This window comes from Blastopirellula marina, from assembly GCF_002967715.1.
GTDB classification, from domain to species: Bacteria; Planctomycetota; Planctomycetia; order Pirellulales; family Pirellulaceae; genus Bremerella; species Bremerella marina_B.
Window position 1 is genome coordinate 582,279 of sequence record NZ_PUIA01000016.1, and the last position, 16,421, is coordinate 598,699.

Here is a 16,421-nt window from a genome sequence, read left to right on the forward strand (position 1 = left end):
TGAGCGAAGCTTGTATTGTAGATCCCTCGGCGGTTAATCGCGAAGGGGCGAAATTTAAGTTTTCAGCGTGAAGTGTTCAGTTTTCAGCCAGACAGCGCCTGAACATCCGACGATTGCGGGGCACCGCTCGAGAAAACTGAAAACGAAACACTTTCCACTGAAAACTATCCCATGCTTCTACGCTACCTCGTTTCCAGCTTCCTCCAGCAACAGGGCCAAACCGTGGTGCGGGACTTCGTCTCGCAGCAGTTGGCCGGACAAAACTCGGAGGAGATTCCCCCGGAAGACATTCCCAAGCCGGATGTCGTGGTGCTCTTCGCATTGGGAGTCGAGTCGGCCGGGTTCAAAGAGTCGCTCGAATCTGCGGCGACCGTGAAAATGGAGAAGCGTACCGTCACGGTTGGCAAGCTGGGCGAACGTGCTGTGGGGGTGGTCGAGACTGGCGTGGGACGAAAAGCGGCCGAGGCTGCCGTTCGCGATGTGATAGAGATCATCGGGCCAAAGTGGATTGTCTCGGCAGGATTCGCCGGTGGACTCGTCTCAGACCTGAAACGCGGCCATGTGGTGATGGCCAGCTGCGTCAGCGATATCGAGGGAAACGAAGTCACGATTCCCCTGAACCTGACCCCCGAGCAAATCGAAGCAACGCAGGGGCTGGCCAGCGGTAAACTGCTGACGGTCGACCGCATCATCGGCACGGTGGAAGAGAAGCGGGAACTCGGTGAAAAGCATACCGCCGTGGCGGTCGATATGGAGACCCTGGCGATTGCCCAGGCATGTCACGAGAAACAAACCAAGGTAATCTCCGTTCGCATTATTTCCGATACCGTCGACCAGCCGCTGCCCAAAGATCTTGAGAAGCTGATGAGCCAGAAGACGACCTCCGGTATGCTGGGGGCAGCCGCGGCGACCATCTTCAACCGGCCTGGCAGTATCAAGGATATGTGGAATCTGAATGCGATGGCGAACAAGGCCAGCGACAAGCTCGCAGGCTTCTTGGGTGGCGTTCTTCCGCAACTAGACCTGGCAGTGCGTGACGAGGACGAGAGTTAGGCTGTTTTAGGAAGCGTGCTGACGTACGCGAGGAGAGCTGCTGAAGCCAGGAAGATTACCCATTCCACGCCAGCCAGCGCGTAGGTTGTCGTTCCTATGCCGGAGAAAAGAAAGAAGCTGATCGCTCGGAAGATGACCGCCGAGCCGTGGATCAGCACGCAGGCAATCAAGATCGGCCGGATGGCGTCGGTCATTACCAACGGCATGAGAAAGATCAGCCCCCAGGCAAATTCGAGTCCCCCGTAAACGGTGAAGAATTCTGACTCCCCGCTGCCTGGCTCTAGATGGAATCCTACTGACTTCGATGTTTGTGACGGAGCAGCCGCGCACCAGACGCCGAGCAAGAGATAGGCAGCGCCGACAATAGCCAAAACAATACGAGCAGCGATCATAGTGTTCCCGTTACCGTTCCAGGACGAAAGAGGTATGCCCAGTAACAACTGACCGCAAAGTGTGCTTGGGACTAACGCGACGGCTACTCTTTTCCCAGTCCCCAGAGCATTCGCGAGAGCAAGCTGACGGGTAGATCGGCATCGCCGACCGGCTCGTGGTAGTCGTACTTGCGGAGAATGGCTTCCGCAGCGAGGTAGCCACTGCGGACAGCTCCTTCCATGGTGGAAGGCCAGCCGGTCTTCGTCCAATCGCCAGCCAGAGCCAGGCCTGGCAAGATGGTTCCTTGAGTCGGTCGAAGTCCTTCCATCGAAGGGGTCGCGGCGAACACGGCCTGCTTTTCGGTCACTACCTGGTAGTCGAGCAGGTAGGGGGCCGGCGAAGACCCAAACGCCCCGACCAACTCGCCCAGGACATGCCGAGAGAGTTCGTCGTGCTTCACACCGGCCAAGTCTTGCGAAGCACTGATGACGACCTGGTAGTAGTGACCAGTCGTTTCTTTGAACTGCCGGGCCCCATGGTTGAATACCCATTGGCTGGTCCGATCCAGCAGTACCGCATGCGGCAATTTGGTTAGCGGGCGGTCAAGCCAAAGATGAACGCTAGAAATGGGAGACGAATCAATCTCGTCCACGTTGTCTAGCTTCGGCATCAGGTTCTTGAGGATGGGGGAGAAAAGCTTAGGGGACTGATGCCAGGGGACGGCCGAAATGAAGTTCTCGAACGTTGCCTCATTGCCTTGGCCGAAGCGAACGTTGAATCGCGAATTGAAGTAGGCCACTTGCCGAACTGGCGTTTGCCGGTGGAAGCGAACGCCCCGTTCTCCCAGTTTTTGCGCGGCCTGAACGTCGAAGACATCTTGCAGTGGAATCCGCGGCACATAGATCTGGTAGGCACGCCGATGCCGCAGGAAACCATCGACAAAGACCTTACGTGCCGCGACGAACGAAACTTCGGTCAGTGGTGCGCCCAAGGCACTCACCAACACGATTTCCCAGAAGCGACGAATGGCGGCCTCGGACTGAAGTTGCTCGACCAACCAGTCGTGCATCTTCCAGCCAGCATACTTTTCGACGGCGGATGGTGGAGCCATTTCCCACAGGGCTGCTGCGATCCGCTTCTGATCTGGCTTGGAAAGGTAGGATTGACGACGAAACGCGCCTGCCAAATGCATGGGGGCCGGCAGCCAACTGCTGGCTTCAAACGGATGTGCCTGACCGTCGCCGTCGATAAAGTGCAGCCGCGTGTCGCGGCGGAAGCAATCTTCCAGGTCCAGACGCTCGCAAAGTCCCAGGAAGTTCGTACAGCACCCCATTGCGACATGCTGACAACGATCGATTAACGACGGATGTTCCGGATCGCGATAGGCTCCGGCACGTCCTCCCAGCGATCGCTTGGCCTCGAACAGGTGAATCTCGAAGGGAAATCGCGAAAGCGCCTCGGCGACAGCGATGCCTGCCAACCCACCCCCGACGATGGCGACGCGTTGGCCGCGCATGGAGCTGACATCCACTACGGAACCTCCACTTTCAGAGGTTCTCTCGATCCCAAGGGGATCCGCGACATGGCCAGTCGGGCAAACAATTTCACTTTGCGCCACGAACCGACCTGAATCTTCCGCCGCAGCACATCCCCGGGGCTGCGAGCAATCTGCTTGAGCAGATCGTGGTACGTCTCGGTCATGGCGTCGAAGATTCGCCGGCCATCGGGATGAAGATCGTGGCGCAGGTCTTTGGCTTTGGTGAAAAGCTTTTCGGCTCGATCGATTTCAAATCGCATCAGGGGCTCGAAGCCGGGGGAGTGCTGCCCCTTCAGGAGCGACTCTTCGGACACGTCAAACCGCTGAAGGTCGTCAAGCGGAACGTAGATGCGTCCACGCAGGGCGTCTTCGTGAATATCGCGAAGGATGTTGGTCAATTGAAACGCAACCCCAGCCGCAATGGCGGCTTCTCGATCGAAATTCGGACGAATGCCCCAGATCGGTAAGCAACTCAAGCCAATCGCCGACGCAACCTGGTAGCAGTAGTGATGAAGTTCGTCGAAGTCGGTAAAGCGAGTTCGCGTCAGGTCGCTGGCCACACCGTCGATTGATTCCAGGAAATATTGCTCGGGGATCTCATATCGGCGAATCGTATCGGCCAGGGCCGGCAAACGGGGATCGTTGAAGCTTCCCTGCATGGCCAGGTGGAATTGGTCTCGCCATGAATTCAGACTGGCTGCCTGATCTGAACCTTCCTCATCTGCCAGGTCGTCGGTATGCCGGAAGAACGCATATAAGGCATACATGGCCTGCCGTTTCTCTCGGGGAAGGAACCAGAAAGAGAGCAGGAAGTTGGAGCCAGACTGCTGGGAAAACTGGCGGCACAGGGCGTAGCTGTCGGAAAGGCTTGTGGTCATGCCGGCACCTCGTAGGAATCGGCACGGAACTGCTTGTTACGGACGCGGATCTCCCACCAGGCCTGAGCCAGCAATTTGACCTTGGTCCCTTTGCCGACTTTCGGACGGTGGCTCCACGTGTCGAAACGCTGTTGGCGAATCTGCCGCAGGATTGTTTGCCCTCCTCGGATGAACAGGGCGATGTCGACTTTCAACTTAGAAGGGAAGAAGTCGACAATCGGTTCGCCGGAAGCCAAGAGTTGTTCGGCGCGGCGGACTTCAAACTCAATCAGTTCGCGAAAGGCATCTTGTTCTGCACAGGCGGGCATGTCGTCAATCGAAAGGCCAAACCGCTGAAAGTCTTCTGCCGGGATATAGATGCGTCCCTTGTCGAAGTCGCGGCGGACATCTTGCCAGAAGTTGGCCAGTTGCAGCCCAGTGCATACCCGGTCGGAATAGACGACCGCTTCGGGGGAGTAACAGTGCCCCAGATACATCACCAGGCGTCCCACGGGGTCGGCGGAGTTACGGCAATAGGCCAGGAGCTCTCGGTAGGTGTTATACCGCTTCTTGGTCTGATCCTGGCGGAACGCAATAAGCAGGTTACGGAGTGGGGTGATGGGAATCTTGAATTCTCGAATCGTACGCTTCAACGCGACGAATACCGGATGGTGGGCATCCTCTTGGTAACACGATTCGAGCTGTTCTTCCCACCAGGCCAACAGCTTAAGCCCCTGGGCATCGGTGGTGGTTTCGTCCGCCAGGTCATCCGCCCAGCGGCAATAGGCGTAGATGGCAGCAAAGTGGGGATGAAGCTCGGTGGGCAGAAACCAGCTAATGACCGAGAAGTTTTCGTACGACTGGGCCGTCAGGTCCTGGCAATACGAATAGGCGTCGCTCGTGCTGGGGGTTTGCCAACTGGCGGTAGGTCCATAGTTTGCCAGTTGATACTGAAAAGGAGTCACGAGATATCCGGGAAAGCTGGTAGTGTTGCGGCAAAAGTAGTATCGGCGGTTTGCAAAGGAGATTGCAAACTGCAAATTTTGCGGAATTTCGAGTCAAAGGAAAGTCCGTTTTCCTCGGGGGGAGTGCTGGCATCGGCTTCAGGCGGCTGCCCTAGGCCCTACTGAGGGGTTGCGGTAAGATGCAGGGTATGGAGGAGGTTTCCAGACCAATGAAAGTGATTTTAGCAAGTCCACGCGGGTTTTGTGCGGGGGTGAACATGGCGATTGAGTGCCTTGACTTGGCGCTCAAGACGTTTGGTGCTCCTGTCTACGTTTATCACGAGATCGTCCATAATAAGTACGTCGTCGAGACCTTCAAAAAGAAGGGCGCTATTTTCGTCGACGACGTGCAGGAAGTCCCTTCCAAATCGATCCTGCTATTCAGCGCCCATGGCGTCTCGCCAGAGATTCGCAAAGCGGCCAAGGAACGCGACTTAACCGCGATCGATGCGACCTGCCCGTTGGTGACTAAGGTCCACCTGGAAGCGATCAAATTCGCCAAGCTGGGTTATACGATCTGCCTGATCGGTCACGAAGGGCACGACGAAGTGATCGGCACGATGGGGGAAGCCCCCGAGGCGATCGTCCTGGTTGAGACGGAGAGCGATGTCGACCAGTTGGAAATCGCCGATCCCGAAAGGCTGGCATACCTCACCCAAACGACCCTCTCGGTCGACGATGCGACACGGATCATCAACCGACTCAAAGAGCGGTTCCCGTCCATCAAAGGCCCACCTAAGGCCGACATCTGCTACGCAACCCAGAACCGCCAGGAAGCTGTGCGGATTCTGGGGACCGAAGCACAACTGGTGCTGGTGCTTGGCAGCCAGAATAGCTCGAACAGTCAGCGTCTGAAGGAACTCGCTCAAGAGAGTGGAACCCCTGGCTATCTGATCGATGGTGCCAGCGACATCCGGCCCGAGTGGTTCGATGGCGTGGAAGGGGTGCTGGTAACCGCTGGGGCGAGTGCCCCTGAGGATGTCGTTCAAGAGTGTCTCGATTACCTGGTCGAGAAGTTCGACGCCAAAATCGAAACACGCAGCATCCGAGAAGAAGAAGTTCATTTCCCGCTGCCGAAAGAACTTCGTAAGCTGGTTCAGCTTAATTAGGAGCTCGCGACTAACAGCGATAAGAACAAAGAAAGCCACGGAAGTGCAATCCGTGGCTTTTTCATTGTGTGTTATCGCTATCGTGATCTTACTCGCTGCGCTTCACTGGCCAGCGCTCTGGTAGCTCTTGGATCTGGAAGTTGCGGAAGAGAACGTCGGTCGTCGGGTCGTGCCCCTGGAGGATGATACTGCCAGCTTCCAGACGCAGGCCTTTGCGTGGGTTGGCATCGGGCTTGCGCTGGTCGGTCCAGTCGGTGACCTGGAAACCGTTGACCCAAACCGAGATATGGGCACCTTCGGCGATCAGCGTCTTGGTCAGCCACTGGTTATCCTTGCTGACCACCTTTCGGGCAACCGTGCGGCGGAAGATTGCTCCTGTGCCGCTATCAACGGGCTTGGTCGGGTCATCCCCTTCAATGCCGTTATGGATCTGGCTTTCGTAGCCCATCATCTTGTCGCCAGGGATACTGCGGAAGAAGAGGCCAGAGTTCAGGTTCTCGGCGTTGGTTTTGGCATTCATTTGCAGAACGAAATTGGCGTACAGCCCTTCGGTTTCCAGTTGGCCGGGGCCGTCCTGGGCATGGATGGCACCTTCTTCCGTGACGTCGAATTTCGTGACCATCTCGGGGTACTGTTTCCACCCGGTCAGGTCTTTGCCGTTGAAGATCGATTTCAGGCCGAGTGGTTTCAGGCTGATGTTGCGGAACTGGATCTTCCCTTCGTTGTGCTGCAGCCCGATAAAGCCTTTGCCTAGGTAGTCTTTGTCTTCCAAAGTCGAAACCACCTCGCCATCCAGTTTCACTTCCAGGACGGGGCCTTGGACACGGACTTCAAACGTATGCCACTCACCAGGCTGGCAATCGGGCGTGACCTTTTCGCGGGCGACAAAACTGCCGGTGGGAAAGGAATTCGAGGGAGGGGCGATGTTGAGCTCGTAGCAATCGTACGAGGGGCTCTTGGGCCTCGGTGACGTTCGCAGGAAGATGCCACTGTTGGTGTTCTCTTCGGCCAGGAAATCGGCTCGCAGGATATAGTCGGCAAACTGGGTTGTCGTGCAGAGCAAGCCGATCTCACCGTCGGTGGCCTGAATGGTTCCGTCAACGACTTTCCAGTCGGTCTTGGTCACCTGATTCCAGCCGAAAAGGGTTTCTCCATCGAACAGGGAGATCCAACCATCTTCAATCTCTTCGGGTGTAAGCCCTGGCGTTTGAGCGAACAGGCTAGCGACCGGCATGGTCCAACCCATGACCAGCGTCAGGAGCAGGAGCGAAATATTGTGAGATTTAGGGCGCTCTCGATGATCGAATGGCATAGCGTGAAATTCCTGGGCGGGAAATGAAGGACCTTAACTGGCGAATAGGTGGAACACTCTAACCTAAAGAAATCATTGAGGTTTGGGAAGATCCGCGGGGTTTGCTCTGGCGGTGGCGTAAGGTAGGTTAAAGAACCGTAGCAATGCGAGCGGCACTGAATTGCTCGCGACCTGGAGAATGCGTCGTGGACGAGAAGCTATACCTACTATATTTCGCCGGCATCCTGGCCCTGGGCATCTCAGCTCAGTGGATCGCTTGGCGGCTGCGGCTTCCTTCCATTTTGCTTCTACTTGGCTTCGGTTTTCTGGCCAGTTTTTTGCCGGAAGGCCCCGACGAGATCATCGGGCGCGAGGTCCTGTTTCCCATCGTCTCTCTCTCGGTGGCAGTGATTTTGTTTGAAGGAGGGATGAGCCTTCGTTTCGCGGAACTGCGTGAAGTGGGGCCGGCACTGGGGGGGCTGGTAACGATCGGGGCCCTGGTTGTTTGGGGCTTGGGTTCTCTTGCCGCGCACTATGTCGTTGGTTTTTCGCCAGCGATTTCTGCCGTGGTCGGTGCGATTGTGGTGGTGACCGGGCCTACCGTGGTTGGTCCTCTGCTGAGTCACATCAGGCCGTCGCGAAAGATCGGCTCGCTGGCCAAGTGGGAAGGGATCGTGATCGACCCCATCGGCGCGGTGCTGGCAGTGCTCGTTTTCGAGTTCATCATGCAGACCGGCGAAGGAGCAACCTGGGCCACGCCGATGTGGTCGATCGCCAAGACGATCGGCGTTGGTGTGATTCTCGGTGTCGTGACCGCCTACATGATGATCTTCGCGCTCAAGAGCTACTGGGTTCCAGACTTCCTGCACAACGCGTTCATCCTGGCTGTTTTGCTGGCCGTATTTGCGATCTCGAATTACATCCAGTCCGAGTCCGGCCTATTAACGGTTACCGTGCTGGGCCTGTTGATGGCCAATCAGAAGCATATTCCCGTTCGGCATATCTTCGAGTTCAAAGAGAACCTCCGAGTTTTGTTGATCTCGTGTTTGTTCATTGTTTTGGCCGCACGAATTTCCCTCGGAACACTTCTCGGAGTGGGCTGGACCGGTTTGCTGTTTGTGGCGGTGCTGATTGTCATCGTGCGTCCCGCTTCGGTTTTTCTTTCGACTCTGGGCAGCAGTCTGAATTGGCGGGAAAAGGTTTTTCTTTGTTTTATGGCCCCTCGCGGGATCGTCGCTGCCGCGGTCGGTTCGATTTTCTCCTTTGAACTGGTTCACCATGCCGAGAATTTAAATCTCAGTGAAATCGGTGGTACGTCCGAAGGTGCCCTCGTGGTGCCGGTCGTGTTTATGGTGATCGTGGGGACGGTCACGTTTTACGGTCTGACGGCCGCGCCGGTTGCCCGTTGGCTGGGACTTGCCAGTCCAGCTCCGCAAGGTGTGCTCATTGCCGGGGCGGATCGCTGGATTCGCGAACTTGCTGTGGTGATCAAGAGTGCCGGCTTTCACGTGATGCTGGTAGATACCAATTTCCGTAACATTACCGCGGCACGCATGCAGAATCTGCCTGCCCAGTGTGCAAGTATCCTCTCGGACTTTGTCAGCGAGGAACTCAATCTGGGTGGGATCGGGCGTCTGTTGGCTGCCACCCCGAACGACGAGGTTAACTCATTGGCGTGCATGGAGTTTACCCATCTGTTCGGTCGGAAAGAGGTCTACCAGACGAGCCCGTGGGATTCCGGTTCCGGTAAACGGCAGTCGGTTTCGGATCACCTGCGTGGGCGTGTGATCTTTGGGCATGGTCTCGACTTCTACAAAATCGCGCGACGCGTGACGGCAGGGGCCCAGTTCAAGAAGACCACGATCACCGAGGAATTCACCTACCACGATTTTCAGCAAACCCATGGCGAGTCGGCCACACTGTTGTTTGTGATTCCCGAGCCCAACCGGCTCAGGATCGTGACGGCCGACGATAGCTTCGTGCCTAAGGCCGGGCAAACGATCATTGCCTTGATTGATCCGCGCACCGAACCGATTAAGCCTCCAGCAAAGGCCGACGATTCAGGTTCTAGCAATCCGGTAGAATCGCCAGCGAAATCTGTGGAGTCGGAATAGTCTTCTCGAGCGGTGCCAATGTCTTGATGGTGATCGTCAGGCGGCTTCGAGTGGCCAAATGTTCTTTCACATTCATGGCGTGTTGTTGGCTGACAGGGAATTCGCCGAGGCTCGTCTCGTCGATCTGGGCTGATCCTGCAAAGGGAAGGTCGATCAGGTGAAGCTGGACTCGGCTGCCATCGTCGATGCCGGTGGGCCGATGGAACCAGCGTCGCAGGACAACTGCCTGCTCTTTGGCGGTTAGCAGAATCTGCGGCCAGGAGCCGGGTAGTTTGACACGAAGGGGCTCATTCTGGGCGTCGCTCGCCATCTCCCAGGGGCCATTGAGTCGGATAATGTAAGGCTCGGTCATAAGCAAAAAAAGAACGGGCACACTATGTCATGTGTGCCCGCAATTGTTGAATGGAGAATGCTGGACGGCTACTTCCTTTAGTCCGGCAGGAAATCCGAAATGATCGTGTCCTGTCGAACCTGACGAGTCCCTTCCTCGATCGCTCGGACCGTGATCGAAACCGCACGCAGGGCTTTGTTGTAGGGTGGTTCGGTTTCCAGTTCGCCTGGTTCCGTAGTGGTATTGATGATGTTGTTGTTGTCGAAATCGATGGCGTAGTGGTCATCCACGATGTCGTCCCCATCGTCATCAAAGCCATTGGTCCCTTCGTCGGGAATGGTATCGGTGCCGGAGGCGTCCTGGTTCACCCCGTCGACTTCGTAGAAGAACGGCCATGTGTCGTAGTAGCTATAACCAGGAATCGTTGAACTTGGTGTTGCATTCAACATGGACGGGTTCTGCAAGAAGTAAATCGTGTTTACTTCATTCGCGTTCGCCGGAGCAGTCGAGCCGTAAATGTCTGTGGCGTTCCGGTTGGTATCCACGAAGTAGGCAGTGACTTGCCGTAGAAGTGACTTCGAGTTAGGAGCGTCCTCGAAAGATTGGTTGTAGTAACTTGTCGTTCCGGATGGGACGCTTCGGCTCCAATTCAGGTCGACAAAAGCACCCAACATAGGATTGGTGGTACTCGCCGAGCCAAAACCAGGATCGCCTGGGGCAATCATCAGGCTGGGGGAAGACGCCGAGTCGTTTCGCACAGGTGCGATCGGATCGTAGACTCGAACATCAAATGCGAGGGTATTGGTGAGCATCACGTCTTCGCCGGTGCGGTCCCGATTGTTGGTGCCGGCGAGTTCCAGAGCACGGTTCAACTGCTCGAAGGAGAGCAAGGCGTGGGGACGCATAGGGGCCGGATCAAAATCACCTGTAGCGGGCGGATTGGCGACGCGGAGGATCTTTCCGGTCTCAACGGTAAGCCCGTTGGCAGGATACGGAGCATGAGCTACACGGCGATCTCGAGACTGTAAGTCTTCAAGCGAATTGGTCTTCCATTCCACATTGCTGGCCGACCACATCGAGAGGTCGTAATAGTTCATCGCCTGGAAATAGTTCAGGCTATAAGAAGCCGTGGCTGCCATCGTGTTGGGGTTGCCCATGAAAATGTCTGGGCGAATCAGCAGCACGCGGCGATATAGCGTCACCGTTTCGTCGGCATCACGCTGGCTGTCGCCGTCGGTGTCTTCCAGCGGCGTGTGCTTGGTGAAATAAACGATTTCAGCATAGTGGGAGGTGATCGTCGTGAAAAGCGAAGTATTGCTACGATCGACCCAATACTTGTGGGGAATATCGTTAGCATATCCGCCCACATTGGGCATCAACTGCCCCTGTATCAAACCGACGAACGGCTGATCCCTGCTGTAGGCGGTGAAGCAAATAATGTCGTCTGCATCGCCTGCCAGCGAGCCTTGTGTACCGGCGGTCGTCAAGTCGACATCGGAAACGGCGAAGTCAACATCACGATCAGGCCCTTCGATGATCTCGAAGTAACCTTGATTCGCACCGGGTTGAACCCAAGGCAGAACATCAACCGAGACGTTGTCCAGGTCGTGTTGAAGGTTGGTCGAAACGCTGCGGAGGTTGCCAGATAGCTCGATCGTCGCTCGCGCGTCACGCATAGCGGTACCCATCATGCCGAAAATCTGGGCCACGGCGGCAAACATGACCAGGGTCAACGCCGTTGCCATCAACATTTCGACGAGCGTCAGTCCGCGCGTTTGGGTAGTGATGTGCTGTGTACGAATATTCCACATGCGATGTGCGTCCTGTTGGTTACGCCTGAACTTCAAGTCTGCCCTAGACTGAAATCAGGTTACCGTCCTCGCAGGCCTTTGGGGCAGCCTCGCGAGCCATGGAGATAAGTTGCGTGTCGATTAGCTGGCGAAAGAATCGCTGGAAAACGTTAGTATTCCAGCTGGTTAAGTATAGGGTGCCCCTGTCCAATATTCCACCGGGAATGTCCCTTGCCGTCAAGCGTTTTGAGTAACTTGGTAGCCCGGATGGGGGTTATGGTCGCTTGGACTGGATGACGTCGGCGATGATGTCTTCCAAGGTGTGCTTTGGGGCGTAGTCAATGCAATTCTTGATCTTGGTCAGATCAGGCACCCGGCGCGAAATATCCTCGAATTTTGAGTTAAATGCTTCTTCATACGACTGAAATTGAACTTCCAGCCCAGGATTGGCCTGGCCAATGACCATTTTGGCCAGTTCCAGAATCGTAACTGGGCGGTCGCTGCCAATGTTGAAGACTTCCCCCAGAGCCGCATCGGTTCGCATGAGTTGAATGACCGCCCCAATCACGTCGGCCACGTGCGCAAAGCAGCGAATCTGGCTCCCATCGTGATGAACGATCGGGGACCTTCCGGCTAATGCGGCATCGACGAAGCGGGGAAGGACCATGCCATAAGCCCCTGTCTGTCGTGGCCCTACGACGTTGAAGAACCGTCCGATCACCACCGGCGTCTTCTTCTGATGCCAGTAGGCCAGCGTGAGGAACTCATCGATCGCCTTCGAGGCACCATAACTCCAGCGAGGACGGGTGGTTGCGCCGAAAACCAGGTCGTCTTCTTCAGTCCAGGTATCTTTGGGGTTTTTGCCGTAGACTTCCGAGGTACTGGCCATGAACATGCGAACTTCGTCCCCTTCGGCATTGCGCCGTTGAACTTCTGCCAACAGAAGTTCGGTCGGGTAGATGTTTCGCTCGATGGTTTGAATTGGCTCTTGGTTGATCAAAGCCACACCCACCGCGGCTGCCAGGTGATAGACTTCATTGGCCTGGTTGACCAGGTCGCGAACGAGCGTCCGATCGGAAACGGTACCGTGGACAAACCGAAAATTGGGGTTCGCCAGCAAATGCTCGATGTTTTGCTTCGATCCGGTCGATTCGTCGTCGACGACAATGACCTGGTTGCCAATCCCTAGCAGTGCTTCGGCCAGGTGCGAACCAATAAATCCGGCCCCGCCGGTGATCAGAGAAGTTGCCATGCGCTGGTTGCTTTGCTGAATAATCGCGAAAAGCGATCCATCTCGGAAAACGTTCGTAATGGAGGAGCCGCCCCAGGGGGAGCCGTCTCCCTAATTTGTTGGGAACGCGTGCTTCCTTGGAAAAAGGACGATTCACAGGCGGCAACTCGTTATCCTACAAGGTTTTTCCCTGCGAGGACTGTCAATCCTTTCTATCATGATCGACAATGACGTCAAAAAAGCTGCAAAGTCCTTTTCGACACCGAAATTTAGCTCTAGAAATGGTTTCCTAAGGCGGAATAATGAAACTTCACGGAATTTCCGTCACAATAAGGTGAATAGATCACCACTTAGACCCTCCCCATCTGCCTGCACCTTGCTGACAAATAACGAGGACCGTTGTTCCATGCTGTCTCAGTATTTGGGCTTTAGCTCCCTTAACGCACGATGCGTGACCGACGGGACCGAGCCCTGCCGACGAGCACGTTACGTTTTTATCCCGGCTCTACTGCTTCTGATGATTTGCGGCTCGTCTGCATGGGGACAAGAGTCTTCACAAGAAGCGGCTCTGTTCTTCTCAGACGTAGTGAACTATCAGAACGCCGGCGAGTTTGAACTGGCTGCCGATGAATGGAAGAAGTTCGTCGAGAAGTTCCCCAATGATCCGTTAGCAGCCAAGGCACAAAACTACCTGGCCGTCTGTCAGTTGCAATTGAAGAAATACTCAGACGCGATCGCCAACTTCGAGACCGTCCTGAAGAAATACCCTCAAGCCGACTTCCGCGAAGAAGCAATGCTCAACCTGGCATCGGCCAATTATGCCTGGGCACAGAATGGGAATCAGGCCAAGTATAAAGATGCCGCCGAACGCTTCTCGACGCTGCTCAAGGATTACCCCAAGACCGAATTCGCCGATCAGGCCCAGTACTTCCTGGGCGAGTCTCTCTATCTATCCGGGCAAAAAGAGCAATCGATCGCTGCCTACGACCAGTTGGTGAAAGCGTACCCGAAAAGCCCTCTGGCTCCCGATGCACTGTATGCCAAAGGGGTCACCCTGGAGGAAATTAAGAAATACGGCGAAGCCCAAAAGGCCTACGACCAATTCCTTGCCGCGTATGCAAGCAATCCGCTGGCGACCGAAGTTACCATGCGAAAAGGGGAAGCCCTGCTTCAGCAGAACCAATTCGCGGACGCCGAGAAACTGTTCGAGCAAGCTTCGCAGAAGCAAGGATTTGATCTCGCCGACCACGCGATGTATCGCCTGGCCTTCTGTGCATTGCAACGAGATGAGTTACTGAAGGCGGGCAATGCTTATGCTCGCATTCCGTTGGACTTCCCGAAGTCTGCCTATGCTCCGGAAGCCACCATGCTTGCCGGACGCTGTTACTACCGTGCCGGTCGACTCGACGATGCCGCGCGCTGGCTGGCAGCGGCCGGACGCCAAGGAGGGCAGTTCGAGGTCGAAGCAGCCCATTGGTTGGCTCGTGTCTATTTGCAACAAGGGAAAGCAGCCGAAGCTGAAGCACTGGCCAAGGCCATGTTGCCCAAAGCTGCCGGCAGTGATTTCCAGGTCGATCTGAAGATGGACATGGCCGACGCCGTGTACGAGCAGCCCCAGCGAAGCAAAGAGTCGATTGCGTTGTACGAACGAATCGCCAAGGACCATCCGGATACGCCAGAGGCTCCTCAGGCACTCTATAACGCGGCATTCGCTGCTTTGGAGACACGTGATTTTGCCAAGGCTTCGGCCCTGTCCGATGAGTTCGCCAAGAAGTACCCCCAGGATCAATCGCGTCTCGATGCCATGTATGTCGGTGCGGAGGCCAAGCTGCAAACCGATAAGCTGGCCGAAGCGGAACAGTCCCTCAAAACGCTGGTCAACGAAGGCAAGGCAAGGCCTGAGGTGGCACGATGGCAATTGAGACTGGCACTGACTCAGTACTTGCAGAACAAGTTTGCCGATGTTGAGAAGACGGTCGCTTCCGTACAGTCTTCACTCAAAGATGCAGACCTGTTAGCCCAGGCAAATTACCTTGTCGGAGCGAGTGCGTTTCAGCAGAGCCAGTTCGACAAAGCCCAACAGGCGTTAGATGCTTCCGTGAAAGCTTCCACGAGTTGGGCTCAGGCAGACGAAGCCCGTTTGATGCTGGCTCGTACGCTGCATGCCAAGGGGGATACGACTGGGGCGATTCAACAGGCCCAAGGAATCCTTTCGAGCTACCCCAACAGCCAAATCCTCGATCAGGTCCACTTCCGACTCGGTGAATTCCTGTTCGCAGCCAATCGCTTCGATGAAGCCGCCGCCGCGTATGCCCAGGTATTGGCCAAGTCGCCTAATTCGACTCTTGCTCCGCATGCGATCTATGGGCAAGCCTGGGCTTACCTGAAGCAGCCTAACGCGGCTAAAGCAGATCAAGCGTTTGGCGAATTGATCACCAAGCATTCCGGCCACGAACTAATTGTCGATGCCTACACCGGGCGGGCAATCGCACGTCGGTCGGAAGGGAAGTTTAAGGAAGCGATCGACGACTTGAACCAGGTCGTCGCCAAGAGCAAAGATCCCACGCAGAAGCTCGAAGCCGAGTACCTCAAGGGCGTAAGCCTGGTCGATGTAAAGAACCCAGCGGAAGCCGAAAAAGTCTTCACCGCGATTCATCAGCAGAATCCGAAGTTCGTCAGCGATGATAAGGTGCTCTACGAGTTGGCCTGGGCACAACGAGCCCAAGGTAAGGGAGATGCATCCAACGCCAGCTTCCAAGAGCTGGCCAAAGCGCACCCTCAAAGTCCCCTCGCGGCCGAAGCGATGTATCATGTCGGCGAATCTTACTACGCGAAGGATAACTTCGCTGAAGCCGAAACGTGGTATACCTCGTCGGCCAATCAGGCCAAAGCCCCCGAAATTGGCGAAAAGGCGCTCTACAAGCAGGCCTGGTCCCAGTATCAGCAGGGAAAGACGAAAGAGGCGTTGGACGGTTTCGGCAGCCAGATTACCAAGTTCCCCAACGGCCCTCTCGCATCGGATGCGATCTTCATGCAAGGGGAATGCTTCTACAAAGATAAACAGTACGACGCCGCACTCGACTCGTACGGCCGCGTCGATCCCAAGCGTCTTTCCAGCGATGAAATGCGATCGCTGCTGATGCTGCACGCTGGTCAATCGGCCAGCCAACAGAAGCTGTGGGGAGAAGCAAAGAAGTGGTTCACTCAGTTGGTCGACCAGCTGCCTAGCTCGCCACTTTTGGGCGAAACCTATTACGAAATTGGCTGGGCCAACTACAACGAAAAGAAAACGCCTGAAGCAATCGAATACTTCAACAAGGCAGCCGAAGAGTCGCGAGGGCTCGCTGGGGCTCGTGCACGCTTCATGCTGGGGGAAATCTACTTCGAGCAAAAGAAGTACGAAGATGCCTTGGGGCAGTTCAAACGCGTGGTCTATGGCTTCGGTGGCGAGCAAGCACTCGATAGCGTCAAGCCATGGCAGGCCAAGTGTGCCTACGAAATCGGTCGCTGCAACGAAGTGCAAATCCGCATGGCTGCTCCTGCCGAGAAAGCAGCGTTTGTCGACGAAGCAAAGAAGTTTTATGCCCTCGTTGTCCAGCGTTTTCCACAAGCAGCGGAAGCCAAGCTGGCCCAGGCCCGGCTCGAAGCCTTGGCCCAACTTTAACGCCGAACCCGGCGAAGTGACCTGTCCGAAATGAATGATTCAACGCGACTTGGAAGCCACTCCTTTAT

12 protein-coding genes are annotated in these 16,421 nt (G+C 55.8%); 4 read left to right on the top strand and 8 right to left on the bottom strand.

Annotated elements, in window-relative coordinates; genetic code table 11:
- Positions 1 to 171 precede the first annotated feature (171 nt).
- Positions 172 to 1,053, top strand: coding sequence for a hypothetical protein (locus C5Y96_RS04185; protein ID WP_105350270.1), 882 nt, complete (start codon positions 172 to 174; stop codon positions 1,051 to 1,053).
- On the opposite strand, the gene C5Y96_RS04190 is transcribed toward C5Y96_RS04185, so the two are convergent.
- From C5Y96_RS04190 to hpnC, 4 genes are all read right to left on the bottom strand, one after another.
- Complete coding sequence (locus C5Y96_RS04190; protein WP_105350271.1) at positions 1,050 to 1,445, bottom strand: hypothetical protein; 396 nt, start codon at positions 1,443 to 1,445, stop codon at positions 1,050 to 1,052. The two genes, C5Y96_RS04185 and C5Y96_RS04190, sit on opposite strands and share 4 nt — an antisense overlap.
- An 83-nt stretch (positions 1,446 to 1,528) precedes the next feature.
- On the bottom strand, positions 1,529 to 2,941 hold the full coding sequence (gene hpnE / locus C5Y96_RS04195) for a hydroxysqualene dehydroxylase HpnE (protein ID WP_146115508.1): 1,413 nt from the start codon (positions 2,939 to 2,941) through the stop codon (positions 1,529 to 1,531).
- Between the two features lie 14 nt (positions 2,942 to 2,955).
- Entirely contained in the window at positions 2,956 to 3,840 is an 885-nt protein-coding gene (locus C5Y96_RS04200) for a phytoene/squalene synthase family protein (RefSeq protein ID WP_105350273.1), read from the bottom strand.
- Complete coding sequence (hpnC, locus tag C5Y96_RS04205; protein WP_158261085.1) at positions 3,837 to 4,784, bottom strand: squalene synthase HpnC; 948 nt, start codon at positions 4,782 to 4,784, stop codon at positions 3,837 to 3,839. The genes C5Y96_RS04200 and hpnC overlap by 4 nt, the downstream gene beginning before the upstream one ends.
- 209 nt (positions 4,785 to 4,993) lie before the next feature.
- On the opposite strand from hpnC, the gene ispH reads away from it, so the two are divergent.
- Positions 4,994 to 5,932: a 4-hydroxy-3-methylbut-2-enyl diphosphate reductase gene (gene ispH / locus C5Y96_RS04210; protein ID WP_105350275.1), complete on the top strand. Its 939-nt coding sequence runs from the start codon at positions 4,994 to 4,996 to the stop codon at positions 5,930 to 5,932.
- Between the two features lie 88 nt (positions 5,933 to 6,020).
- Here the strand turns inward: ispH and C5Y96_RS04215 are convergent, their stop codons facing one another.
- Positions 6,021 to 7,166 (bottom strand): DUF1080 domain-containing protein, encoded by a 1,146-nt coding sequence (locus C5Y96_RS04215; protein ID WP_233198776.1) that lies wholly within the window; start codon positions 7,164 to 7,166, stop codon positions 6,021 to 6,023.
- A gap of 263 nt (positions 7,167 to 7,429) precedes the next feature.
- Between C5Y96_RS04215 and C5Y96_RS04220 the strand changes: the two genes are divergently transcribed.
- Complete coding sequence (locus C5Y96_RS04220; protein ID WP_233198777.1) at positions 7,430 to 9,337, top strand: cation:proton antiporter; 1,908 nt, start codon at positions 7,430 to 7,432, stop codon at positions 9,335 to 9,337.
- On the opposite strand, the gene C5Y96_RS04225 is transcribed toward C5Y96_RS04220, so the two are convergent.
- The 3 genes from C5Y96_RS04225 to C5Y96_RS04235 form a co-directional block, all read right to left on the bottom strand.
- A complete protein-coding gene (locus C5Y96_RS04225; RefSeq protein WP_146115509.1) occupies positions 9,291 to 9,710 on the bottom strand; it encodes a hypothetical protein in 420 nt (139 codons plus the stop codon). The two genes, C5Y96_RS04220 and C5Y96_RS04225, sit on opposite strands and share 47 nt — an antisense overlap.
- A 56-nt stretch (positions 9,711 to 9,766) precedes the next feature.
- A complete protein-coding gene (locus C5Y96_RS04230; RefSeq protein ID WP_105350278.1) occupies positions 9,767 to 11,479 on the bottom strand; it encodes a type II secretion system protein J in 1,713 nt (570 codons plus the stop codon).
- Positions 11,480 to 11,732: 253 nt separating this feature from the next.
- Positions 11,733 to 12,710 carry an NAD-dependent epimerase/dehydratase family protein gene (locus C5Y96_RS04235; protein ID WP_105350279.1) on the bottom strand — a complete coding sequence of 326 codons (978 nt, stop codon included), beginning with the start codon at positions 12,708 to 12,710 and terminating at the stop codon, positions 11,733 to 11,735.
- A gap of 385 nt (positions 12,711 to 13,095) precedes the next feature.
- Here C5Y96_RS04235 and C5Y96_RS04240 point away from each other — a divergent pair, with 385 nt between their 5' ends.
- The gene (locus C5Y96_RS04240) at positions 13,096 to 16,353 is read left to right on the top strand and encodes a tetratricopeptide repeat protein (protein WP_158261086.1); all 3,258 of its coding nucleotides are present in this window, start codon (positions 13,096 to 13,098) and stop codon (positions 16,351 to 16,353) included.
- Positions 16,354 to 16,421: the final 68 nt, after the last annotated feature.

Bases quoted from the DNA above. Each gene is read 5' to 3' on its own strand.
- C5Y96_RS04185 (WP_105350270.1), top strand. From the start codon at position 172: ATGCTTCTACGCTACCTCGTTTCCAGCTTCCTCCAGCAACAGGGCCAA.
- C5Y96_RS04190 (WP_105350271.1), bottom strand. From the start codon at position 1,445: ATGATCGCTGCTCGTATTGTTTTGGCTATTGTCGGCGCTGCCTATCTC.
- hpnE (WP_146115508.1), bottom strand. From the start codon at position 2,941: ATGCGCGGCCAACGCGTCGCCATCGTCGGGGGTGGGTTGGCAGGCATC.
- C5Y96_RS04200 (WP_105350273.1), bottom strand. From the start codon at position 3,840: ATGACCACAAGCCTTTCCGACAGCTACGCCCTGTGCCGCCAGTTTTCC.
- ispH (WP_105350275.1), top strand. From the start codon at position 4,994: ATGAAAGTGATTTTAGCAAGTCCACGCGGGTTTTGTGCGGGGGTGAAC.
- C5Y96_RS04215 (WP_233198776.1), bottom strand. From the start codon at position 7,166: ATGCCGGTCGCTAGCCTGTTCGCTCAAACGCCAGGGCTTACACCCGAA.
- C5Y96_RS04230 (WP_105350278.1), bottom strand. From the start codon at position 11,479: ATGTGGAATATTCGTACACAGCACATCACTACCCAAACGCGCGGACTG.
- C5Y96_RS04235 (WP_105350279.1), bottom strand. From the start codon at position 12,710: ATGGCAACTTCTCTGATCACCGGCGGGGCCGGATTTATTGGTTCGCAC.
- C5Y96_RS04240 (WP_158261086.1), top strand. From the start codon at position 13,096: ATGCTGTCTCAGTATTTGGGCTTTAGCTCCCTTAACGCACGATGCGTG.